Origin of the sequence: Mariprofundus aestuarium, from assembly GCF_002795805.1 — a bacterium.
Taxonomy (GTDB): Bacteria; Pseudomonadota; Zetaproteobacteria; order Mariprofundales; family Mariprofundaceae; genus Mariprofundus; species Mariprofundus aestuarium.
Genome location: NZ_CP018799.1, coordinates 1,459,324 through 1,481,597 on the forward strand (window position 1 = coordinate 1,459,324; position 22,274 = coordinate 1,481,597).

Below are 22,274 nucleotides of genomic sequence, written 5' to 3' on the forward strand. Positions count from 1 at the left end.
CAAATGATGAAGGTCAATCAGTGAATCTTCAATAGAGACCGAAACCGTCCACCGTCTTCACAAGCTCAGCAACAGCCTGCATGGAGTGATCAAGCCCGGCAGACTCCTCTGGGGAGAGATCAAGCTCTACAATCGCTTCAAGGCCACCGGCTCCAAGCTTGCAGGGCACACCAAGATAATAACCATTTACGCCATATTCACCCTCAAGGTAGGCACAGCACGGCAATATCCTTTTATTATCCCGGATGATCGCCTCTGCCATCTGCACCACCGATGCTCCCGGGGCGTAAAATGCCGAGCCGGTCTTCAACAGGTTGACGATCTCTGCACCTCCGTCAGCCGTTCGCTGGCTAATAGCGTCCACCCGCTCCTTCTCCAGAAGCTCAGTGATCGGAATGCCGGCAACCGTAGAATATCGTGCCAATGGCACCATCGTATCGCCATGTCCACCAAGCACAAAAGCGGTCACATTATTGATCGAAACATTTAGTTCCTGTGCAATAAATGCACGCATACGAGCCGAATCAAGAACACCTGCCATACCGATCACACGATGCTTGGGGAATCCGGACACCTTCAGTGCGGTATAGACCATCGCATCCAGCGGGTTGGTCACAACCAGAATAATACAACTGGGAGAGTATTTAACGATATTCTGAGTTACATCGGCGATGATTTTGGCATTGATCAAAAGAAGGTCATCACGACTCATACCCGGTTTTCTGGCTATTCCTGCCGTAATGATGACCAGGTCTGAATTGGCCGTATCTGCATAGTCATTGGTACCGATCACCGATGCATCAAACCCCAGAATCGGAGATGATTCGAACATATCCAGGGCTTTCCCCTGTGGCACTCCCTCAACAACATCAATAAGGACGATGTCGGCCAACTCCTTCTGAGCAGCCAGGAATGCAGCTGTCGCACCAACATGGCCTGCACCAACAACCGTGATCTTTTTCCGATGAAATGCAGACATTTCCAAACTGTTAATATCAGACCAGCGCATAGACCCGCCTCCTTATTGTGAATAAGCTGTTCATAGTCTAGCCATAACGCTCCATTATTACAGTGAAAGGAGCGCTCACGACTTCACGCCAAAGCATGGCTTGCACTGAAAGGCTGGTAACGTAACATCCACCACCTGAAGAAATTCACTATTTCAATCAACAAACAGAGCCACCCGAAGGATGTAAAGTAACGATATGAGCAATGTAAAAGCATTTCCCGGCACATTCCCACTGCACGAAGATCGCAACTTTCTTGCTGAAAGCGAATGGGTCATTTTCAAGCTGCTGTGCAGGCCTATCGACTCTATTTCAGAGGACAAACCTGAAGAGCTCTCTGTTGCCACTGGCAATCAGGTAACACCAGCTCGCTGCGCCGAATTGATTCGTATTGTACGAATCAATCAGCTTACCGGAATCGGTTCCTGGATTTCACGTATTTTTGCCGAAGCCGGCTTGAATGAAGTCGATATCAGGGAGTTACCCGCTGAAGAGATCACCGAACGTGTTAACACCAAGGTTGGGTACAAAATCTGTAATGAGGCCACAACACGCGCTCTTGCATTGCTGCAATTGCAATGGAAAGGCGCGGAAGCAAAGGGATAACGGACGAAAGACATGAGTGAACGAATTCTGGTTACCGGCGGATCCGGATACATTGGATCAAACATTACTGCGGCGCTGCTTAAGCGACCGGGAACCGATGTGGTCGTCGTTGATGACTTCTCTTCCGGTGACTGGCGTAACCTGATCCATGTCGATTGTGAAGTGCGTGCTGCCGATTGTGATGATCCGTTCCTGCTTGAAGAGATAGCCGATGGCGCCTTTTCCGCCATTTATCATCAGGCCGCGATTACCGACACAACAGTAATGGATCAGCGACTAATGGTTGAGGTCAACACCAATGCATTCGCCTCCATTCTTGAAGCCAGCAGCCTCTCCGGCACTCGGGTAACCTATGCCTCTTCAGCTGGCACCTATGGTAACTCACCTGCCCCCAACCGCATCGGCCATGGCGAAGAGCCTGAAAACATTTACGGCTTCTCTAAACTTGCCATGGACCGGATTGCCTGTCGCTGGTACGACCGGCACTCTGCTCCAATTATCGGCCTGCGTTACTTTAATGTTTTCGGCCCAGGTGAAACCCACAAGAATGAGAGGGAAGGCAATAAAACCGCCTCGATGATCCTGCAACTCTACGAACAGGTAAAAGCGGGCAAACAGCTCCGCCTCTTTAAATATGGCGAGCAGAAACGTGACTTTGTTTATATCCGCGATGTTGTTTCAGCCAACCTTGCCGCCCTAGATGCACCACGTTCAGGCGTATGTAATGTGGGCTCCGGTGAGGCGCGCAGCTTTAACGATATTGTCTCCAATCTCTCAGAGTTGCTCGGTTTGAAACTTGATGTCGAATATTTTGACAACCCGTTTTCATTCTATCAGGAGCATACGGAAGCGGACCTGAGCGAAAGTGAGTTGTTGCTGAACTGGAAGCCGGAATGGACTCTGGAAAGAGGCATGAAAGACTATATTTCACTACTTGAAAATGGCCATCGCGGCCCGGCGGAGACAGCCTGATGAAACCCCTTATCTCAATCCTTGCTCTGTGCGCCCTTATGCTTTCTGGCTGCCTGCACGAACCCATTCACCAGGGTAACAGGCTGGAAATAGGCAAAATCCTCCGTATTAACGTAGGTGATACAAAATTCCAGGTAGAACAGACGTTGGGCAGTCCCGTGCTCGATCATTCACTACACCCCAGCCGTGTAATGTACTACGAAGAGTTTGAAGATGAAGAGAGTGGCGACCTGCTCAAGCGTGGTGCCGAGATCACCTATGATGATGCATGGCGTGTTAAGAGCATCCGACACTTCGGATTTAAGAGCGAAGAGTAGAGCTGGGTTGATCTATTCTACTCTGCCCCTCATTTCTTGATCTGCGATCTTTGAAGAATCTTTTCATCCATAACAGGTGTGAGCGTAATAACTTTTTTCGCTCTCTTATGGTCGCAGGGGTCTGCCTACTGTTTTCAGACTCTGCCTGGGCAGCAGACGAGCCGTTACAACTGGCCGCTCTTTCGAATGATCTGGCTGCAACGTATGTCACTGCTCCCAAACCACTGTTATACGGCATCAGTGAAAGCGACCTCAAAGAGGCCAAAAGGGTGGCTGAACAGCACTACGCCAAACGCTGGGATCTGGTCTCAAAACGCTCCCGTTTTGTTCGCCATCGCCTTGTTGAGAGTCTTAAACAGCAGACGGCGCCACTTTCACTACAGGTTATTCCAGTCGTTGAGTCCACCTACAACCCCTATGCCCTTTCCCACTCCGGTGCGCTAGGCCTGTGGCAACTGATGCCAGAAACAGCCAGAGGGCTTGGGATCAAACCAGATAAAAAAATTGATGGCAGGCGCGCCATTGAAAGCTCAACAAACGTAGCCTCACAATATCTGTTAGAGCTTTATGACCGTTTTGATAACTGGCCACTTGCCATTGCCGCCTACAATTTTGGCCCCAATGCCGTGGCCGCACGATTGCGAAATAAGCAGTGGGATATTGGTGACGGCCTTGATGCCCTGCCGGTGCCTGATGTGACCAAAAATTATGTCATACACATCATTGGCCTGGCTGGACTTCTTGAGGATGGATTTCTCACATTCCCTGAACCCATTAAAACTCAACCTCTACTTCTCAATCCACCTGTTGATATCCACCTGCTCGCAAATCTGAGTGGCATGGAGAAGGAAGAGATATTCCACTTCAATCCATCACTGAATCAGGCGCAATACCTGAACAGGTCGGTCACCATCCATGTGCCTGAAACGCTGCATGAGAAGATACAGAATAACATCTCCCAGGCTGGCCCCAGGTTTGTATATGCCACGGTAAAAAAAGGCGACTCCATGTGGAGCATTGCACGAACCCACCATACCGATGTCAAATCAGTTAAACAGCTCAATCAGCGCAGCAGCGTACTGAAAATCGGACAAAAACTGAAAATCCCTGCTAATCAGCTGGCCAAAGCAAGCGCTAATATCAATCCGCTCATCCCCTCCAATCGCCGCATTCGCTATCGTGTACGCGCAGGCGACTCCCTATGGCGCATAGCCAACCGATTCGGCACAACCGTCAAGGCCATAGCCAAGGTCAACAACCTTTCACGAAAAAGTTATATTCATGCCGGTGACACGTTATGGGTTCTGGCTCAAGTTCGTCCAGGCTGACTGACATGAAATGGTATGTCCTTCTCTCGCTGCTGCTTCTCGCCAGCTGCAATGAAGCCCCATCAGACGATGCCACGACCAGCGCACCCCTTGTTGAATATCAGGATACACCGGCACATGGTGACCGCCTGGTTGATGCATCTATTGGTGATGCCACCAATCTGATCCCCATGATTGCCGGCGATGCCTCAAGCCATGCCATCGCGGGTCAGCTCTACCTCTCCCTGCTGAAGTATGACAAAAACCTTGATCTCACCGGGCAACTGGCAGAGTCGTGGAAAATTTCTGCGGATAACCGAACGATCACCTTCCACCTTCGTCCCGACCTGCACTGGAGTGACGGCAAACCGCTCACATCGGCTGACTGCCTGTTCACCCTGAACCTCATTCAGGCGGACAGCACCCAGAGTGCCTACAAGGCGGACTATATACTGGTCAAACGTGCCGAAGCACCGGATCTACAAACCTTTATCGTTCATTACGATGAGACCTTCTCTCCGGCACTCTCATCATGGTCGTCACTGGCGATCCTTCCCAAACACGTATTCGAACATGAAAACATCATGGATACGCCTCTATCACGCAAGCCCAAAGCCACCGTCGGCCCTTACAGGCTGGCGGAATGGCAATCCCAGCAGTCGATCCTGATGCGCGCCAATGAAAACTACTTCGATGGCCCTGTCTGGATTACAGAACGTTTGACCCGCATTATCCCTGATCGCGCCACGCAGTTCCTTGAACTCTCGTCAGGAAGGCTGGACTCTGTTGGTTTGAGTCCGATGCAGTATTCGCGCCTGTTTGAAACCAGGGAATCCTTGAAAGCCAATTTCAATCGCTACAAATATCTCGATTTCGTTTACACCTACCTCGGTTTTAACCTCAAACGAGAACCATTTGATGATATTCGGGTACGCCAGGCGATTGCCTATGCCGTTGACCGGCAGGAGATTCTCGATGGCGTTCAACTGGGGCTCGGGGAAACGATTGCCAGCCCATACAAACCCGGAACCTTCTGGGTAAATGAAAAGTTGAAGCCGCGCCCCTTTGATCCGGAGAAGGCCCGTACCCTGCTTGTCGATGCCGGCTGGGTGGATTCCGATGGCGATGGCATCGTCGACAAGGGCGGCAAGCCCCTCTCTTTCACCGTACTTACCAATAATGGCAACAAACAGCGCGCTGATGCAGCCGCCATCATGCAACAGCGGCTGAAAAAGGTCGGCATTGCCATGAATGTACGCTTGGTTGAGTGGTCAGCCTTTATTCAGAACTTTATCAACAAACGGAATTTTGATGCCGTGATTCTCGGTTGGTCTCTCTCACCCGATCCTGATCAATACACCATCTGGCACTCATCACAGACAGGACCGCGTCAGTTTAACTTCCTCTCCTATAACAACGCCAATGTAGATGCTGCCCTGGATTCAGCGCGCAGGACTTTCGATCGAGATCAGCGAAAAATGCATTATGATCGCATGCAAGAAGAGATTTATAACGATGTGCCGATGCTGTTTCTTTTTGCTCCCTACTCGCTGCCTGTCATGCACAAGCGCTTTCATGGCATTAAGCCCGAACCCGCAGGCATCGGTTATAACAGTGAAAAGTGGTATGTGCCCAGTGCATTGCAAAAGTACAAGGTTACAGCTATCACCCCGTGAGTAAGTTGAGTAACAGCTTCACGCCGAGGAGCAGCTAATCATTAAACAGGGATAGCGCAGCTTTCACACCTTGGTGGATGATTTTTCCATTCCTTATGTTGATACCCAGATTCAGAGCCCTGTCTGCACCTGCCGCCTCCTCAATACCGAGGTCAGCAATAAGTCGCACATAGGGAAGTGTTGCATGGGTTAGTGCAGCCGTGCTGGTCTGGGGAACGGCTGCTGGCAGGTTTGGCAGGCAGCAGTGCAGCACACCCTCCTCCACATACACCGGATCTTCATAGCTTGTTGGCCTGCTTGTTTCACTCATGCCACCCTGATCAATAGCAACATCCATAAATACGCTCCCCTGCTTCATCAGAGCAACGTCAGAACGTTTTAACAACACAGGCGCATGTTTACCCGGAATAAGGGCCGCACCGATCAGAAGGTCACATAAGGGCAGGATTTGCTGTAAATTTTCATGCGTGTAGTGAATCACCTGAATATTCTTATGCGTTGTCTGCTGCAGCTTATGAATTCGTTCATCATTGGCCTCAAACAGCAGTACCTCAGCACCCAGGCACGCCACTGTCTCGGCAGCATTTATTCCGACATTGCCTGCCCCAAGAATGACTACCCGCGCCGCTGGCAGGCTTCCCATCCCTCCAGGAAGGCGCCCCACTCCCTGAAATATCGTACCATTTTCTTTTTGCAGATATTGAACACCCAGTTGCGCAGCAACCTTGCCTGCCACCTGGCTCATTGGCGCAAGCAGCGGAAGTTTGCCTGATTCAAGCTGGACGGTTTCATAACCGATGGCACAAACACCGCTTGCCATTAGTGCCCTGGCCAGTTCGGGCACGGCCGCCAGATGAAGAAATGTAAACAGTGTCATGTCAGGCCTGAAGTGTTGGAATTCCGATTGTAGAGGCTCCTTGACCTTTACAATCAACTCACAGCCCCAAACCTCACCTGCAGAATCCACGACAGACGCACCGGCAGCTAGGTAGGCCTGATCAGAGAATGAGCTATCGATACCCGCCGAGGACTCAACAACAACCTCATGTCCGGCAGCTGACAACGCCATAACCCCTTCCGGCGTAATCGCGACCCTGTGCTCACGGTTTTTTATCTCTTTGGGCACTCCAATTCGCATCGACAACCCCTGCTACAGATTAGATTAAACTACATATTTCCGTATGAATATAAACAGCTTTTCTTTTCATGACCATGAGAAGATATCTGTAGAGGCATAAAAAAATGAGCATTTCTGTAAAAAAAGAGGGGGGGAACGCTTACAGGCTTACAGGTGCGTGAACCGGTGAACATCCTCGGCTATAGCGCGAACATGCTCATCAGGAGGCAAATCCACATATACCTGTTTGATGATACCTCGAGTGTCAATCAGATAGCTGAGGTTTCTCGCCAAATGGTTCATCGAGCTGTTGGCTGAATACTCTTCAATAATATCCCCTTCGGGATCGGAAAGAAGGGAGTGCGTGATATTCAACCTTTCGGAAAACTCACGGTGTGATGGAACAGAGTCGTAGCTGATACCTATCAACTGCAGGTCGAGATCCTGAAAACTACTGTAGTTATCCCTGAATCGCCTAGCCTGAATCAGGCTCTCTGGGCGGCCTTCATTGTAGAAATAGACTAGGCACCAGTGCCCAAGATAGTCTTTCACCGAAACATTGGTGTTATGCTGATTCGGCAAAATAAATTCAGGAACCTCTTTGCCTATCTGAATCGGTTTACCATTATTGACAATCATGCTGAGCATTACCACAGCTGGAATCACCATAACTACAATCATGCCGAGTACAATCTTGACGATCGCAATCTGAACTTTTTTAGCCAACTCATGATTGGCAGGCAGTTTCCTCTCAGGCATGCACGATTTATGCCACGGAATGATTAATAAGTAAAGTCTAATATACGAATGCTTGAGGCGCACTATTTAATGTGAACAACAAGCAGCTCAAACAGTGTCAGTTCGCATCGAACCTTTTTCGAACTAATGATCTCTCTGATAGGGCGCTGTTATTTCTCTTCTGAAACTCTCTCTTTCTTGGCCCGGATTCGGGCTTTCTTATCATCTGCCGCATGGGCATTGCGCGGCTTGCGCGGCAGTGAGCGGTAGATCTCGACACGATCACCCTCCCGCAACGCCTGGCTTCCCTTAATAAGCTTGGCATATATCCCCAGCTTATGAACTGCCAGATCAATTTCCGGGCACTTATCCATCAGTTCACTGCTACGAACAGCCTCTTCAGCCGTTGTACCTTCAGGAACATCCAGCTCTTCAATAAACTGTTGATGCGCTAGCGCATACACCACACTGACATGCATTCAGAGCCCCTTTAAAGCCATTGCCCGCTGCTCAAATGCCTGCACCATTGATTTGCAGGCAGTAGAGAAAATCGGACTGGCCACAATATCAAGCATCATACTGCGAAACTCAAATTCAATCGAAAAGTGGACTCTGCATGAGTTTTCATCAACCACTTCAAACGTCCAGATACTCTCCAGAAAACGAAATGGCCCATCAAGAAGACGAATTTCAATCAGTTTGTTTACAACAAAGCGATCTACTGTTTTAAAGCTGTGCCTAGAGCCAGCTAGGTCGGCTACGAGCTCTGCCGTCAGCTCTCCCTGTTCACGGGTAAGCACTGTCGCACCGGCCACCCACGGCAGAAACTGCGGGTATGCCTGGATATCCATAACAACATCGAACATCTTTTCAGCACAACAAGCGATAACCCGGGTCTCTTCAAAACTACGCATGGATCAGCGCTTTTTCTCCGGAGCATAGGGGTTATTACCCCCTGCAAAGGTTAAACGAACAGGTACACCAGTCAGGTTGAATGTCTTACGAAAGGATTGCTCCAGATAACGACGGTAACTCGTTTTCAACGCCTGAGGGCGGTTACAGAATATTTTAATACTTGGTGGTGAGGTGGCAATCTGAGATGCATATTTAAGCTTCACTGCCGCGCCACGATCACTTGGGGGATGCTGTGCTTCCTGAGCAGCCTGCATCCAGCGGTTAAGCTCACCCGTCCCCACTTCAAAGCGATTACGACCGGCTGCCTTCACTGCCTCATCAAGAAGTTTTTTCACCCCTTTCCCGCTCTTGGCAGTGATTTTGCAAACCAGAATGTCGGATAATCCGCGCATGCGGAAATCGAGCCGTTCGACATAGTGTTTCCACTCAGCCTCTGTCATCAGGTCAAGCTTATTAACAGCTACGATGAGTGCACAGCCTTCATCTTGTGCCAGCTGCATCAGGCGCATGTCCTGCTCAGCAACACCTTCAGGGCCATCAAGCACCATGACAGCTGCATCTGCACGACGAAATGCCTGCACGGCTTTCACACGGGCAACGAACTCAATGATATCACTGATTCGGCCATGTTTGCGTTGCCCTGCCGTATCCACCAGACGGACAACACCGTTGCGGTAATCAAGAAAACTATCGATCGCATCGCGTGTGGTTCCGGCAATATCACTAACCACCATTCGCTCTTTGCCAAGCCATGCATTGATCAGGGTCGATTTCCCTACATTGGGGCGACCTATGACAGCTATGCTGGCAACCGGCTCCTGCCCCTCTTCTCTGGACTCAACCACCTCTGGAAGCATACGCTCAAGTTGCACGGAAAAATCGCGAATGCCGTTGCCATGGGAGGCAGATATCGCAACAGGATCTCCCATGCCAAGGCTGAAAAAATCAAGTTCACTATCCGGCTTTTCAGCTTTATTGACAACCAGCGCAACAGGAATCTGATGACGGCGAAGTTTTGAGGCAATAGCCGCATCTACCGGTGTAGCTCCAGCCTGACCGTCAACAACAAACAGGACCACATCGGCAATTTCAAGGGCAGCCTCCACCTGTATATCGATAGCTGGCTGCATCACATCATAGGTACCCTCTCCGATACCACCGGTATCTACCAGCACCACATTCTGAGTGCCGATCAGGCATTCGCTCTCCAGCCTGTCGACGGTCACACCGGGACGATCCCCGACAATAGCTTTACGTGAGCCCAACAGGCGGTTGAACAGGGTTGATTTACCCACATTCGGGCGTCCGACAATGGCAACCACCGGCAATCGGCCGGCTACCTGAGGGTGATTAGATTTCTGATTCAAGGGGATACCTGTTTTGGCGCGCTCAGCGCAGTTTAAACAGAGTTCCAAGGTTATTTCTAACCATCACTCCGTCAGAGGAAACAACAGGAGCCAAGTCGATACGACCGGCTAGCTCCACCATTCCAAGTAGTTTACCGTCCAGACTCAGGCGGAACACCTTGCCAAACTCGTCTGCTACCCAGAGATTTTTATGCCATAATACAGGCCCTGCCAGCTCACCATTTGAGAGTTCCTGCTTCCACAGTGTTTCACCACCAGAGGCATCCAGCATGCTCAGTGCGCCCTTGGCATCGGCTACGTATATCTGTTTCCCGACCTGAAGTGGTGATGATTTCGTGGAAATCACACGATTCATCAATGTGCTCCCATCCAGCAGTGAGAGGAAAAAAATCTCGCCCTGAAAAATCGGCACAGCCAGCATGTCCTCGTGCCTTCCGGAGAGTTCCGCCAAAATCAGCACAGGGGTTGCAGCCGGAACCTTCAGTTCACTTAAAACAGTTGCATTGTTATTCAGCAACAACTGTCGTTGCCATAGAAAGCTTCCATTATCAGCTTTCAATGCAACGACATCACCATTCTTCATGGCAATATAAACGTGATCCCGGTGTACCACTGGAGAGGGCTGAATCTGCATGCCTAGGCCACCCAGTGGACCGGAATAACTCCAGACTTTTACTCCATTCGGAGTAAAGCGGAACACCTGGTTGTTCTCGGTTTGAACGATAAAGTCATCACCAACAGGAACCGGCCTGCTCATAACGGAAGATGGAAGCTCCACACGCCAGGCCACAATCCCGGTGTTGATATCAAGGCCGAACAGCTTGCCATCCACATCACCAACGACAACCAGCCCATTAGCTAACTGCAGACCTCCAGATTCACCGGGAGCGCTCAATGCAATGCGCTGAATCTCACTACCATTGGTATTAAACACCCTTGCTCTTCTGTCCTGGGCTCCAGCAACAATCACCTCGCCATGTTCTCCCTGCACCACTGCAGGGTTACTCATGCCGGATGGCGAAGCCGGACGCCTCTGGTCCAGGTCGATAGACCAGGCAACAGAGATCTCTGAATCGACAGTCAGTACGGCTTTTTCCTCAATCTCTTCAGATGTAAAAAATCCTGTCGAGCATGCCGACAGGATAAGAGCCGTGCCAATCAGAAATGGCAACTTCAAACGTTGACTGAGCATCAGGATACTTTCTTGCTCATCTGTGATTCGATTTTACGAATAAGATCAGCATCGTTTGCGGATGGCGCATCCAGAGCCTTCTGCAGGTACTGCTGCTTCTCACTCTCATCGGTTGAGATCTGTGCGAGCATAAAATAACGAACCTGCTGATACTGCGTACCAACATGCTCATCGAGCAGGGATTTTGCAGCAGCACTGTCGCCAGCTGAAATTTTGATTGCGGCCAGATCTAGCCTAGCCTGCCATACCCACTCTTCCATTGCTTTACTGTGGCTGATCAATGCGTTCAGGTGAACCTCTGAATTCTCAAGATCAACACCAGCCAGTTGCATCAGGGCAAGCGCACCATAACTGCTGCCAGAAAAGTCCCTGCTGACATTCTGCAACATAGCCTTTTTCTTACCCAGATCGGTTTCATTTACCGCCTGCTGATAAATGGTAGCTGCTGTAGCACGCTGGGAGCGATCACTTTCAATCCAGAATCCGGTAGCTATCAGCACAACCAATACTGCTGCAGCGGCACCCATCAGGCCGTTTTTATTGGCCTCAACCCAATCCATCCACTGGGCAGAACGCATTTCCCGTTTCAATTCATCCAGGTCATTATCCTTCACTGGTATGTCATCACTCATCTCTTTCATCCTCGTTCACATCAATGAACAACCGGCCTGATCGAGGCAATCCGGTTATATAAAGCTGCTGCACCCTAAAAGGCACCCGGCTACTGTCAATGTCAGGGTTCAATGCCCTGCATAGAATCGTGACGTCGCTCCAGCACAATGGAGACTACACTTTTCACCAGTGCCGCCATCGGTATGGCAATCATTACACCAACAATGCCCCACAGGCTACCAAAGAGCAGTATCGCCACAATAATAGCTATCGGGTGCAGGTTGACGATCTCCGAGAAGAGCCATGGCACTATCACATTTGCATCGATCGCCTGCACCACTCCATACGCCATTACACTGTAAGCCATGGTGTCGGTCCATCCCCACTGAAAAAAGGAGAGTAGAATAACCGGAATGGTCACCACAGCAGCACCGACAAAGGGGATCCAGACCGATATGCCGGTCAGTACACCAAGCAGCACCGCATATTCATGCCCCATCCACCAGAAGACCAGCCACATGGCTAAACCGACAATGAATGCTTCCCAGAATTTACCCCGGATGTAATTACCGATCTGTGTATCAAGCTCAGCCCATACCCGCTGCAGCAGTGAGCGCTCCTTGGGCAGAAACTGCTGCATCCAGTCAATAATGAGATGTTTGTCTTTGAGAAAGAAAAACACCATTACCGGCACAAGAACAGCGTAAACCAGCAGGGTAATCATGCCCGGAATGGAGGCTATGGAGAAGGTAAGCAGAGCGCCGCCCCACTCCTGAAGCTTGGTGGCTATCGCTGCAATCACCTTCTGCAGGAAGTCCGGATTTATCCACTCGGCATGATTGCTCTGCAACTGCAAAAACATCTCTCTGATCGACTGCACGTACTGCGGCGCATGCGTAACCAGCCGACCCACCTGTTCAGTTAATAGCGGTAGAACGGCCAGCAGGGCGAACATAATCAGCAGAAGTGCCCCTCCGCCCGCAATTGCGATCGCCAGCATGCGCGGTGTTTTGCAGCGCACCAGGAGATCAACTACACCATCGAGCACATATGCCAGCGCAATGGCCAGAAGCACCGGAGCCAGGACCGGCACCAGAAGGATCAACAGCAGGAAGATAACCAGCAGTGATGAGAGCAACATCACCAGTTCGGTATCAGCCAGGCGCTTCTTCAGCCAGTCGGTTAAGACGAACATGACTCTCCGCGCCCTGTCGGCCCTAGAGCAACCATTCCCGCTGCCGCAATTGCCGAAATCAGATGCAACACAGCACTGACTCCATGCCAGATCCCGAATTGCTGGCGAATCGGATCATCTTTGGCCACCAGGTCCATAGACCCAACCTGCGCTTTCAAATCGGCCAGAATCGGCGAGATGCCGTACTCATTGGTTACGATCAGGGCGGCCAACAGAAGAAGAAGCGACCAGCGCATCCGGCCAACCTCCATGCCGCTGCTTCGCATAAGCCAGAGTGTAATGACTACCGCTGAAAGCAGTATCAGAGCCATGTTGGCCATATGGAAAACTTCGCCTGCAAGCATACCTGCCATCGAAACAGCTCCTGCTTTGGCGAACAGAACCGGAGCGACGAGATAACCCGGGACAGCCAGAAGACCCAGCATCAGGGCAAGGCAGAGGCGAAGCGTGCCTATGCGCAGGCACTTTGCGTTCACCATGACATGCACCTGCCGACCAATAAAGCCCTCACTCGTAGCGAATCTCCTGAACCTCATACTCGCGTTCACCAGAAGGAGCCTGAACAGCGATTATATCGCCCTCCTCCTTGCCGATCATCGCACGTGCGATCGGTGAGGTAATGGATACTTTACCATTTTCAATATCAGCCTCATCAACACCCACCACCTGATAGGTCACCTCAGTTCCCTCATCAAGGTCGATCAAGTCGACAGAGGCACCAAAAACAATCTTCTCGGCTGTGATGGTAGATGGATCGATAACATGAGCTCGCGCCAGTTTGTCTTCAATCGAGGTGATGCGACTTTCATTCATGCCCTGCTCTTCTTTGGCAGCGTGATACTCGGCATTTTCGGAGAGATCACCGTGTGCACGCGCCGTTTCAATCGTTCTCACGATCCTGTGACGATTCTCCCCCTTTAGAAAAGCAAGAGTTTCACGCAGTGCTTCAGCACCCTGTTTTGTCATCGGTACACGTTCCAATTACTGTTACCCCTTGTGGTATTCCTGAATACTTTTTACTTCTGTTACATCTGAATGGCCGGCAATGGCTTCTGCAGCAGCAAGGCCACCAGCCAATGTTGTGAAATAGGCGATACCACGCTCCAGCGTTGCCTGACGAATCGATTTAGAATCCTTGATCGTCTGCAGACCTTCTGTGGTGTTAACTATCAGATTCACCTCATCGTTAAGCAGGCGATCCACGATATGCGGACGCACACCATCGGTCACCTTGGCGACCTGCTCCACTGCAATCCCTGCGTCACTAAGTACTTGATAGGTGCCGCTGGTTGCCAACAGTTCGAAGCCTGCCTCAACAAGTAATTTACCCAACTTCACAGCTCCTCCCTTATCGGCATCACGCACCGAAACAAAGGCCCGACCGGACTCAGGCAGGCGAAGCCCACCACCCAACTGAGCCTTTGAGAAGGCTGCTGCGAAGGTTGTAGCAATACCCATAACCTCACCTGTCGATTTCATCTCGGGGCTCAGCAGCGGATCAACACCGCGGAACTTCACAAATGGGAACACTGCCTCTTTTACCGAACGGAATGTGGTTGGCTGTGGGATTTCATCAATACCGAGATCATCCAGCGACTGCCCTGACATGATACGTGCCGCAATCTTGGCCAGCGGCTTGCCGGTCGCCTTGGATACAAAAGGCACGGTACGTGATGCGCGCGGATTGACTTCCAGCACATAGATCGTATCGCCCTGAATAGCGAACTGGATATTCAGCAGGCCTTTCACATTCAGTGCCAGACCAAGCATTTCAGTCTGACGACGAACTTCGGCAATAATATCTTCAGCAATGGTATGCGGTGGCAGGCAGCAGGCCGAATCACCTGAATGAACGCCAGCCTCCTCAATATGTTCCATGATGCCGCCAATCACGACACGCTTGCCATCAGCGAGCGCATCAACATCCAGTTCAATGGCAGCGTTCAGGAAGCGGTCCAAAAGCACCGGATGATCCGGAGATGCCTGCACCGCCTCACTCATATAACGGAGCAGCCCCTTCTGATCATGAACAATCTGCATCGCACGGCCACCGAGAACATAAGATGGACGCACCACAACCGGATAACCGATTTCAGCAGCAACCTCAATCGCCTCTTCAGTGGAACGGGCCGTACCGTTCTCAGGCTGTTTAAGCCCCAGATCTTGCAGCAGTTTCTGGAAGCGTTCACGATCCTCTGCCAGATCGATCATATCTGGACTGGTGCCGATAATCGGAACACCGGCAGCCTCAAGCGACTCAGCCAGTTTCAGAGGCGTCTGGCCACCATACTGGACGATCACACCATCAGGTTTCTCAACATCAACAATGGCCATCACATCTTCGTAGGTCACCGGCTCAAAATAAAGGCGGTCGGAGGTGTCGTAATCGGTGGAAACGGTTTCAGGGTTACAGTTGACCATGATCGTTTCAAATCCGTCTTCCGACAGAGCGAATGCAGCATGTACGCAGCAGTAGTCAAATTCAATACCCTGACCGATGCGGTTGGGGCCACCACCAAGCACCATGATCTTCTTCTTGTTACTCGGGCGCGCTTCACACTCATCTTCATAGGTGGAGTAGAGGTAAGGGGTATGCGCTTCAAACTCGGCAGCACAGGTATCCACACGTTTAAACACAGGATTCACACCGGCTGCCTGACGAGCTTTGCGCACAGTCAGCTCATCACTGGCCAGCAGCTGTGCCAGGCGCATATCTGAAATGCCTTCACGCTTAGCTTCAAGCCACTGCTCTCGCGTCAACCCGCCCACATCTCGGCCACAAAGGTTTTTTTCAAGCAGGATTACAGCTGTGATCTCACGGATAAACCACGGATCGATATGCGTCACATCAAACACCCGCTCTTCAGTCCAGCCAGCGCGCAGCGCCTCACCGATCCACCAGAGGCGCTCAGCCCTGGGAACAGCAAGTTTATCCTGCAAGAATCGATCCTCATCGACATCATCAGGTATGTTGTAATCGAAGCCACAGGAGCCGGTTTCAAGGCCGCGCATCGCTTTACCCAGCGACTCAGTGAAGGAACGACCAATGGCCATCACCTCACCCACAGACTTCATCTGCGTTGTCAGGCGTGTATCGGCACCCGGGAACTTTTCAAACGCAAAGCGTGGCAGCTTGGTGACCACGTAATCGATGGTCGGCTCAAAGGCCGCCCACGTTTCACCGGTAATATCATTGCGAATCTCATCCAGCGTGTAGCCAACGGCCAGCTTGGCCGCAATCTTGGCAATCGGGAAGCCGGTCGCCTTGGAAGCAAGGGCTGAGGAGCGGGAAACGCGAGGATTCATCTCAATTACAATCAGCCGGCCATCTTTTGGATTCACCGCGAACTGTACATTGGAGCCGCCCGTTTCAACGCCGATCTCACGCAGAATGGCAATCGAAGCATCACGCATCTTCTGATACTCTTTATCCGTCAGCGTCTGGGCAGGTGCCACGGTAATGGAGTCACCGGTATGCACACCCATGGCATCGAAGTTCTCAATCGAGCAGATGATGACGCAGTTATCAGCGTGATCGCGCATCACTTCCATCTCATACTCTTTCCAGCCGATGATCGACTCTTCAACGAGAATCTCATCGGTAGGTGAAGCATCAAGGCCGGAAGCTGCAATCTGCTCCAGCTCTTCAGGGTTGTAGGCGATACCGCCGCCGGAACCGCCAAGCGTGAAGGATGGACGAATAATGATCGGATAACCGATCTCGGCAGCCAGTGCTCTGGTCTCCTCCATCGAGTGGGCAAAGCCACCACGCGCCATTTCCAGACCAATATGGTCCATTGCATGTTTGAACCGTTCGCGATCTTCAGCCTTGTCGATCGCATCAGGTTGGGCACCAATCAGCTTCACATTGAACTTCTCAAGGATGCCGTGTTTATTCAGGGAAAGAGCACAGTTCAGCGCTGTCTGACCGCCCATAGTTGGCAGAATCGCATCAGGGCGTTCCTTCTCAATAATCTTGGCTACAACTTCCCAGGTAACCGGCTCAATGTAGGTCGCATCGGCAAACTCGGGATCGGTCATGATCGTGGCGGGATTGGAGTTTACCAGGATAACCCGGAACCCTTCTTCCTTGAGCGCCTTACAGGCTTGAACTCCAGAGTAATCAAACTCACAAGCCTGACCGATAACAATCGGACCTGCTCCCAGAATCATGATGGATTGAATATCATTACAGCGTGGCATCGGCGTAGTTTCTCCTCGATCGGAATCTTGAATTCCAGACACAGAAAACGGGTAAGTTCATGACTCACCCGCCAATTCGCCAACCCTAGCGCAGCATCAGCCGTCGGAAAAGGTGCAAGCTGTCTTTATGGAGCCCGTGACAGACATCTTTTTCTTAACTGCATCAGATTATTGGCAATAAGCTTACTTACCCATTGTTTCTGGTCAGGAGAATTGACCGCCAGCAACTGCTTCGCCGAACAGAAATCCCTGAGCAACATCACATTCATACAGCTTTAGCAGTTCGAGATCTTCAGGCGTTTCCACCCCTTCGGCCACAACTGTGAGCTCAAACTCATGGGCCAGACTGGTAATGGCACGTACCAGCTTCTGGTTAGCCGGACTATTGTACAGCCCGATAACAAAACTACGATCGATCTTCAACTCATCTGCAGGGATATTCTTCAGGTAGGCAAGCGACGAATAGCCTGTGCCAAAATTATCTATAGATATCCTGAATCCCGCTTGATTTAGCTGGTGAAGTGTTTTTACCGCATGATTAACATGCTGCATCACCGAGTTTTCTGTTACTTCGAAGGTAAGCGGATAGCCAGAGACTCCGTACTCATCGACCTTCTTCTGGACGGAACTGGCGAATTTCGGGTTGAGCAGGTCTCGTGTTGAGATATTCACTGACAGCCCATGTTCCACACCCTTGCGCTTCCAATCAGCGGCCTGTTTGAGGCTTGCATCCAGCATCCACTCCGTTAAATCACAAATCAGGCCGGTGGTTTCAGCAACTGGGATAAATTTTAAAGGTGATATATTCGCACGCCCCCAGCGGGCGAGTGCTTCCACAGCAACCATTTTTTCTGATCTAATATCGATCTGGGGCTGGAAATTCAATTCAAGTGATCCTGAATGAATCGCTTTTCGCAAGGCTCCGAAAATCTGGAGGTTCTCACTAGCCTGCTGGTTCATATGGCCACTATAGTTGACTACATTCTCTTTTCTTGCCTTGGCATCTTTTACTGCGACCATGGCTCCACGCATCATCTCTTCGGGAGTCGCGCAGTTTAGCGGATAGGTAGCAATCCCCATATTCAACCCAAGAAAGATTGATTCGCCCTTCACCTTGAATGGCTCTTCAAAGCAGGTTAAAAGTTTTGCGGTTACCGTCTGAACCAACTCTTCACTGACCGTCGGCATTAACAGCGCAAACTCATCGCTGGAGAGGTGGGCTACGGTATCTGCCCTCCTGACAATGGCCTGCAGTCGTTCTGAAAACTGAACCAGCAACTCATCACCAACATCGAATCCCAGTGCGCTATTGATATCAGAGAAGGGAAAAGGATCAATGTGAAGCAAGGCAAGCGAAGTCCTGTTTCTTTCTGCCACTCGAATCTCGTGTTTGATACGATCAATCAGAAGCACCCTATTTGGCAGACCTGTCATTTCATCATAAAAGGAGTCGCCAGCGTCGCTGCTCACCATACACCCACCCTTAAAAGGTTATCCCGTCAGTTAATATCTATGCCTATATATCCATTATAGACGATATCGCCTTGGCTGCAAAATCGGAAGCAACAAACGTTAAGCGCCGCCCCAGCCTGCCCGCTCAAGATCCTCTTCATGGTCGATATCAAAACCCTTATCGAGCATGGCATAAGAGAGGTTCAAACCTCTGATGTTATCCACTGTTTCTTCAGTAACCCGCTCAGTGGACCAGCTTATATTACTGAAAACAGGCTGAGGTGAAACCAGGGCAATCAGGTCATAGCCTCCATCCTCTACCGGCCCAAGCACAACTTCATATTCGTGCAGCAGTCCGGCTGCCTCCAGCAATCGCCTTTCTTTCATATGGGGTGAATCAGTACCGAGAAACATCACCGCCTCTGCGCCATCATCAAATGCCGACAGCATCAAACGATTCATTCGGGAGCCAAGGTCACCCTCACCTTGTCTAAGGGTAGGAGCGTTAAAGCCTGAAAAAAACGAATGTCCGGGATCGTCAGCAGCAATAAAGACAGCATCAAACAGCCTGAGTGCCCGCTGAATGACAGCGGTAGCCATTTTTGAATGTAGACAGGCTGCCTCATGGGGGGAGTAGCGACCAATAAGCCTAGTCTTCACAGCCCCTGGAATAGGCGCTTTACACATAATGATAACATGCAGCCTCATCGGGCATGCCTGTACAACTCAGCCAATCTCTCCGGAGAGATGCCGATCCAATAGAGAAACCTCAGCTTCCACATCAGCAGTATCGTTTTCACAACACCTTTCTTCTCCCAGCGGCGACTACTTGTAACCACCCGCTCTTTTAGACAGACAACTCTCCCTTGCCGCTTCAGCCGCTTTGAGAATTCGATATCCTCCATCAACGGCAATTCAGCAAATCCGCCCATCTTCTCAAACAGGGCACGGCGCACAAAAAGACACTGATCGCCGGTACTGATTTTTGAAATGCGCGAACGCAGGTTGATAAATCCCTCAATCAGACGATAAAATAAAGAGCCCCCTGATAGACGCAGATCAAAGCGCCCACCCACCACTTCAGGCGACCCAACCACCCTCTTTAATGACCTCAGACAATCAGGGTGAAAAATTGTATCTGCGTGAATAAAAATAAGAATATCGGATACGCATTCTGAAGCTCCGACATTCATCTGCCTTGCCCTTCCCTGCTCTGATGCTATCCACTTCAGGCCAGAATCCATGAGTATCAACTCACTTTCATCGCTAGATCCACCGTCGACAACAACAAGTTCATTAAAACCTAATTCACTCAATCTTGCGATCATTCCAGGTAAAATTTTTGCCTCATTATACACGGGCACAACCGCTGCAACCGTGGCTTCATCAGCCCTCAATAGACAAAGCCACCCAACCACTGCCAGGCTCGCGAAAATTGGTCACCTGCCCACGCCAGACACGACCAGCCAGGGCGATCAGCTTTTCACCATGCATGTACAAGCGAATATCAAGCTTCATATTTTGACCTTCAACTTCCACTTGGGAAGCCGGAACAAGCTGCTGAATAATCGTCTCCCCGCTATCCAGTGATTCAAATCGTTTGCGACTCATGCCTTTACCGAGCACAACGCCTTTACCACCATGCCTTGCTGCAGGTTTAAAAACCCACTTTTTACGGTCAGTCCAAACCTTGTCCAAGTCCACCTCAGCAAACTGAAGCGTTTGCGGTGTTACTGCACGAATCCTGTCAATAGCATCAATTTCGATACACTGCTCAAGCAACCCTTCACGCCACCAGTCTACCATGCGCGATTTATCACCGATTAGCGCGTAACTGCGTGGATGCGGATTAACGACAACCTGACCTAGTTCGTAAGCGGTGCGAACATGAGTGAGATCAGCTCCTTCCAGGTAAAAATCGGTATGCCGGTTGTAGATCGCATCTATCTTCCTTCCATCAAAATAGAGCCCATCACCGCTCAGCTGAAGATCTTCAGGGCTCACCACGACAACATGGCGACTGTCCCGCTCAAGGTGTGACGCATAAGCAAGCATCTCTGGATACATATACTGATTGGTTACATCCTCATCCATAATCGCAATGGTCGCCCAATCAGCATGAAACATTTCAGTCAGCCGTTGCTCAAGCGACCCAGGAAGCTCAGCAATAGCAGGTTGAGGCAACCAGCGATTATCACCAACATAGAGGCCACCAGCATTGTTATTGATTTCGATTAATTTCGGCCCGTCCGGGGTCAGGTGATAATCAAAACCCATCAACACACTAGGCCACTGGGTTTTTATCTTTGCGGTATCCGGAAGATAAGCTTCCAGCAGATCGAGATAGGTTTGGTTATCCTTCAAGCTGAACACAGTGCGCGCAAAGTCGAGCATGATATTGAAATCATGCGATGGGATAGATACGGGGGTTTCACTTGCCAGAGATATTGCCATTGCCCAATGCTATCTCAGAAACACGGTCTCTGTCACAATGCGCCGTATGCCTACCTCTACTTTGACAACGAACAGTAATGACAAACCGCAGTTGCCAGTCATCAGCCTCGCGGCTCTGCAGTCACTTATGAAGGACCGAGGTCAGCCCGCCTTTCGAGCCAAGCAGGTAATCGACTGGCGCAACAAAGGCGTCCTTAATCCTGATGAGATGAAAAATATCCCTAATGAACTGCGTCTTATCCTCAATGAAGAGCTTTTGTGCCAGCCATTGCGACTGGTTCGTCGCGAGTGCTCCAGTGATGGCACACGCAAATATGTCTTTGCCCTTAATCGACCGCGCATGGCCGGAAAGATGGTTGAGAGCGTACTGATCCCCGAAGAGAGCCGGGGAACCGTCTGCATCTCGTCACAGGTAGGTTGCGTACTGGATTGCCCCTTCTGCCACACCGGCACGCAGGCTTTCGAGGCAAACCTGACTGCGGGTGAGATCATTGCCCAGGTACTGATGATCAAGGCAGACCTGCGCAACGAACCGCTAACGGGTGAGCTACACAATGAGGTCACGCATATCGTCTACATGGGCATGGGCGAACCCTTGGCCAACGAGGCAGGGCTGCATGAGAGCCTGATCATGCTATTATCGGATGATGGGCTGAAACTCTCACGCCGCAGAATCACCGTATCGACCTCCGGACTGGTACCCCAGATCAACCGTCTTGGCGAAACATTCAATGTTAACCTTGCCATTTCGCTGCACTCGGCGATTGATACGCTTCGCGATGTGCTTGTGCCGATTAACAAGAAGCACCCGCTGAAACAGCTGCGCGACTGCCTGAATCGCTACTCCCTGGGCAAACAGCGACACATCACACTTGAATATGTATTACTCAAAGAGACCAATGACAGGGAGGAGGATCTCCAGGCTCTGATTGATTTCGTTAACCCGGAGCGTGAGCGCGTCAACCTCATCCAGTTCAACACCTACCCCGGTAGCCCCTACGAAGGAAGCTCAAAGGAACACATGAGCAAGTTTGCGCAACGCTTGATTTCAAAAGGAATTCGTGCCACTGTGAGGCGCTCGCGCGGACAGGATATTATGGCTGCCTGCGGACAACTGAAGGCGGAGACCTCAGTAGAGTAATGG

22 protein-coding genes are annotated in these 22,274 nt (G+C 50.7%); 6 read left to right on the forward strand and 16 right to left on the reverse strand.

Features of this window, described 5'->3' with window-relative positions; all coding sequences use genetic code 11:
* Nucleotides 1-28 precede the first annotated feature (28 nt).
* Nucleotides 29-1,009 carry a malate dehydrogenase gene (gene mdh / locus Ga0123461_RS07145; protein WP_232710072.1) on the reverse strand — a complete coding sequence of 327 codons (981 nt, stop codon included), beginning with the start codon at nucleotides 1,007-1,009 and terminating at the stop codon, nucleotides 29-31.
* Between the two features lie 196 nt (nucleotides 1,010-1,205).
* Between mdh and Ga0123461_RS07150 the strand changes: the two genes are divergently transcribed.
* The 5 genes from Ga0123461_RS07150 (at nucleotide 1,206) to Ga0123461_RS07170 (ending at nucleotide 5,885) form a co-directional block, all read left to right on the forward strand.
* On the forward strand, nucleotides 1,206-1,613 hold the full coding sequence (locus Ga0123461_RS07150) for a hypothetical protein (protein ID WP_100277702.1): 408 nt from the start codon (nucleotides 1,206-1,208) through the stop codon (nucleotides 1,611-1,613).
* 12 nt (nucleotides 1,614-1,625) lie between these two features.
* Complete coding sequence (gene rfaD / locus Ga0123461_RS07155; RefSeq protein WP_100277703.1) at nucleotides 1,626-2,585, forward strand: ADP-glyceromanno-heptose 6-epimerase; 960 nt, start codon at nucleotides 1,626-1,628, stop codon at nucleotides 2,583-2,585.
* Nucleotides 2,585-2,902, forward strand: a complete 318-nt coding sequence (locus Ga0123461_RS07160; protein ID WP_100277704.1) for an outer membrane protein assembly factor BamE — start codon at nucleotides 2,585-2,587, stop codon at nucleotides 2,900-2,902. The genes rfaD and Ga0123461_RS07160 overlap by 1 nt, the downstream gene beginning before the upstream one ends.
* Before the next feature lie 107 nt (nucleotides 2,903-3,009).
* On the forward strand, nucleotides 3,010-4,230 hold the full coding sequence (locus Ga0123461_RS07165) for a LysM peptidoglycan-binding domain-containing protein (protein ID WP_100277705.1): 1,221 nt from the start codon (nucleotides 3,010-3,012) through the stop codon (nucleotides 4,228-4,230).
* A gap of 5 nt (nucleotides 4,231-4,235) precedes the next feature.
* The gene (locus Ga0123461_RS07170) at nucleotides 4,236-5,885 is read left to right on the forward strand and encodes a peptide-binding protein (protein WP_232710074.1); all 1,650 of its coding nucleotides are present in this window, start codon (nucleotides 4,236-4,238) and stop codon (nucleotides 5,883-5,885) included.
* A 34-nt stretch (nucleotides 5,886-5,919) separates the two neighbouring features.
* Here Ga0123461_RS07170 and ald read toward each other — a convergent pair whose 3' ends face one another.
* From ald to Ga0123461_RS07245, 15 genes are all read right to left on the reverse strand, one after another.
* Nucleotides 5,920-7,023 carry an alanine dehydrogenase gene (gene ald, locus Ga0123461_RS07175; protein WP_100277707.1) on the reverse strand — a complete coding sequence of 368 codons (1,104 nt, stop codon included), beginning with the start codon at nucleotides 7,021-7,023 and terminating at the stop codon, nucleotides 5,920-5,922.
* Between the two features lie 147 nt (nucleotides 7,024-7,170).
* A complete protein-coding gene (locus tag Ga0123461_RS07180) occupies nucleotides 7,171-7,761 on the reverse strand; it encodes a peroxiredoxin (RefSeq protein WP_100277708.1) in 591 nt (196 codons plus the stop codon).
* 149 nt (nucleotides 7,762-7,910) lie between these two features.
* The gene (locus Ga0123461_RS07185) at nucleotides 7,911-8,219 is read right to left on the reverse strand and encodes an RnfH family protein (protein ID WP_100277709.1); all 309 of its coding nucleotides are present in this window, start codon (nucleotides 8,217-8,219) and stop codon (nucleotides 7,911-7,913) included.
* Nucleotides 8,220-8,654, reverse strand: a complete 435-nt coding sequence (locus Ga0123461_RS07190) for a type II toxin-antitoxin system RatA family toxin (protein WP_100277710.1) — start codon at nucleotides 8,652-8,654, stop codon at nucleotides 8,220-8,222. It abuts the gene before it with no gap.
* Between the two features lie 3 nt (nucleotides 8,655-8,657).
* A complete protein-coding gene (der, locus tag Ga0123461_RS07195; RefSeq protein WP_100277711.1) occupies nucleotides 8,658-10,022 on the reverse strand; it encodes a ribosome biogenesis GTPase Der in 1,365 nt (454 codons plus the stop codon).
* 22 nt (nucleotides 10,023-10,044) lie between these two features.
* The gene (locus Ga0123461_RS07200; RefSeq protein ID WP_232710075.1) at nucleotides 10,045-11,193 is read right to left on the reverse strand and encodes an outer membrane protein assembly factor BamB family protein; all 1,149 of its coding nucleotides are present in this window, start codon (nucleotides 11,191-11,193) and stop codon (nucleotides 10,045-10,047) included.
* Between the two features lie 20 nt (nucleotides 11,194-11,213).
* Nucleotides 11,214-11,846, reverse strand: coding sequence for a tetratricopeptide repeat protein (locus tag Ga0123461_RS07205; RefSeq protein ID WP_157819272.1), 633 nt, complete (start codon nucleotides 11,844-11,846; stop codon nucleotides 11,214-11,216).
* A gap of 101 nt (nucleotides 11,847-11,947) precedes the next feature.
* Nucleotides 11,948-13,021, reverse strand: a complete 1,074-nt coding sequence (locus Ga0123461_RS07210) for an AI-2E family transporter (RefSeq protein WP_100277714.1) — start codon at nucleotides 13,019-13,021, stop codon at nucleotides 11,948-11,950.
* Complete coding sequence (locus tag Ga0123461_RS07215) at nucleotides 13,009-13,500, reverse strand: DUF4149 domain-containing protein (protein WP_232710076.1); 492 nt, start codon at nucleotides 13,498-13,500, stop codon at nucleotides 13,009-13,011. The genes Ga0123461_RS07210 and Ga0123461_RS07215 overlap by 13 nt, the downstream gene beginning before the upstream one ends.
* Nucleotides 13,501-13,528: 28 nt before the next feature.
* Nucleotides 13,529-14,002, reverse strand: a complete 474-nt coding sequence (gene greA / locus Ga0123461_RS07220) for a transcription elongation factor GreA (protein ID WP_100277715.1) — start codon at nucleotides 14,000-14,002, stop codon at nucleotides 13,529-13,531.
* Between the two features lie 6 nt (nucleotides 14,003-14,008).
* The gene (gene carB / locus Ga0123461_RS07225; protein ID WP_100277716.1) at nucleotides 14,009-17,224 is read right to left on the reverse strand and encodes a carbamoyl-phosphate synthase large subunit; all 3,216 of its coding nucleotides are present in this window, start codon (nucleotides 17,222-17,224) and stop codon (nucleotides 14,009-14,011) included.
* A gap of 204 nt (nucleotides 17,225-17,428) precedes the next feature.
* On the reverse strand, nucleotides 17,429-18,697 hold the full coding sequence (locus tag Ga0123461_RS07230) for a putative bifunctional diguanylate cyclase/phosphodiesterase (RefSeq protein ID WP_100277717.1): 1,269 nt from the start codon (nucleotides 18,695-18,697) through the stop codon (nucleotides 17,429-17,431).
* Between the two features lie 99 nt (nucleotides 18,698-18,796).
* Nucleotides 18,797-19,384 (reverse strand): TIGR04282 family arsenosugar biosynthesis glycosyltransferase, encoded by a 588-nt coding sequence (locus Ga0123461_RS07235; RefSeq protein WP_100277718.1) that lies wholly within the window; start codon nucleotides 19,382-19,384, stop codon nucleotides 18,797-18,799.
* Nucleotides 19,381-20,094, reverse strand: coding sequence for a TIGR04283 family arsenosugar biosynthesis glycosyltransferase (locus Ga0123461_RS07240; RefSeq protein ID WP_257790592.1), 714 nt, complete (start codon nucleotides 20,092-20,094; stop codon nucleotides 19,381-19,383). The genes Ga0123461_RS07235 and Ga0123461_RS07240 overlap by 4 nt, the downstream gene beginning before the upstream one ends.
* On the reverse strand, nucleotides 20,063-21,130 hold the full coding sequence (locus tag Ga0123461_RS07245; protein WP_100277720.1) for a hypothetical protein: 1,068 nt from the start codon (nucleotides 21,128-21,130) through the stop codon (nucleotides 20,063-20,065). The genes Ga0123461_RS07240 and Ga0123461_RS07245 overlap by 32 nt, the downstream gene beginning before the upstream one ends.
* Before the next feature lie 46 nt (nucleotides 21,131-21,176).
* Here Ga0123461_RS07245 and rlmN point away from each other — a divergent pair, with 46 nt between their 5' ends.
* Entirely contained in the window at nucleotides 21,177-22,271 is a 1,095-nt protein-coding gene (rlmN, locus tag Ga0123461_RS07250; protein WP_100278732.1) for a dual-specificity RNA methyltransferase RlmN, read from the forward strand.
* Nucleotides 22,272-22,274 lie beyond the last annotated feature (3 nt).

Bases quoted from the DNA above. Each gene is read 5' to 3' on its own strand.
- Ga0123461_RS07245 (WP_100277720.1), bottom strand. From the start codon at position 21,130: ATGGCAATATCTCTGGCAAGTGAAACCCCCGTATCTATCCCATCGCAT.
- Ga0123461_RS07230 (WP_100277717.1), bottom strand. From the start codon at position 18,697: ATGGTGAGCAGCGACGCTGGCGACTCCTTTTATGATGAAATGACAGGT.
- Ga0123461_RS07165 (WP_100277705.1), top strand. From the start codon at position 3,010: ATGGTCGCAGGGGTCTGCCTACTGTTTTCAGACTCTGCCTGGGCAGCA.
- Ga0123461_RS07190 (WP_100277710.1), bottom strand. From the start codon at position 8,654: ATGCGTAGTTTTGAAGAGACCCGGGTTATCGCTTGTTGTGCTGAAAAG.
- Ga0123461_RS07205 (WP_157819272.1), bottom strand. From the start codon at position 11,846: ATGAGTGATGACATACCAGTGAAGGATAATGACCTGGATGAATTGAAA.
- Ga0123461_RS07235 (WP_100277718.1), bottom strand. From the start codon at position 19,384: ATGAGGCTGCATGTTATCATTATGTGTAAAGCGCCTATTCCAGGGGCT.
- carB (WP_100277716.1), bottom strand. From the start codon at position 17,224: ATGCCACGCTGTAATGATATTCAATCCATCATGATTCTGGGAGCAGGT.
- Ga0123461_RS07210 (WP_100277714.1), bottom strand. From the start codon at position 13,021: ATGTTCGTCTTAACCGACTGGCTGAAGAAGCGCCTGGCTGATACCGAA.
- ald (WP_100277707.1), bottom strand. From the start codon at position 7,023: ATGCGAATTGGAGTGCCCAAAGAGATAAAAAACCGTGAGCACAGGGTC.
- rfaD (WP_100277703.1), top strand. From the start codon at position 1,626: ATGAGTGAACGAATTCTGGTTACCGGCGGATCCGGATACATTGGATCA.
- Ga0123461_RS07160 (WP_100277704.1), top strand. From the start codon at position 2,585: ATGAAACCCCTTATCTCAATCCTTGCTCTGTGCGCCCTTATGCTTTCT.
- Ga0123461_RS07180 (WP_100277708.1), bottom strand. From the start codon at position 7,761: ATGCCTGAGAGGAAACTGCCTGCCAATCATGAGTTGGCTAAAAAAGTT.
- mdh (WP_232710072.1), bottom strand. From the start codon at position 1,009: ATGCGCTGGTCTGATATTAACAGTTTGGAAATGTCTGCATTTCATCGG.
- rlmN (WP_100278732.1), top strand. From the start codon at position 21,177: ATGCCTACCTCTACTTTGACAACGAACAGTAATGACAAACCGCAGTTG.
- Ga0123461_RS07150 (WP_100277702.1), top strand. From the start codon at position 1,206: ATGAGCAATGTAAAAGCATTTCCCGGCACATTCCCACTGCACGAAGAT.
- Ga0123461_RS07215 (WP_232710076.1), bottom strand. From the start codon at position 13,500: ATGGTGAACGCAAAGTGCCTGCGCATAGGCACGCTTCGCCTCTGCCTT.
- Ga0123461_RS07185 (WP_100277709.1), bottom strand. From the start codon at position 8,219: ATGCATGTCAGTGTGGTGTATGCGCTAGCGCATCAACAGTTTATTGAA.
- Ga0123461_RS07170 (WP_232710074.1), top strand. From the start codon at position 4,236: ATGAAATGGTATGTCCTTCTCTCGCTGCTGCTTCTCGCCAGCTGCAAT.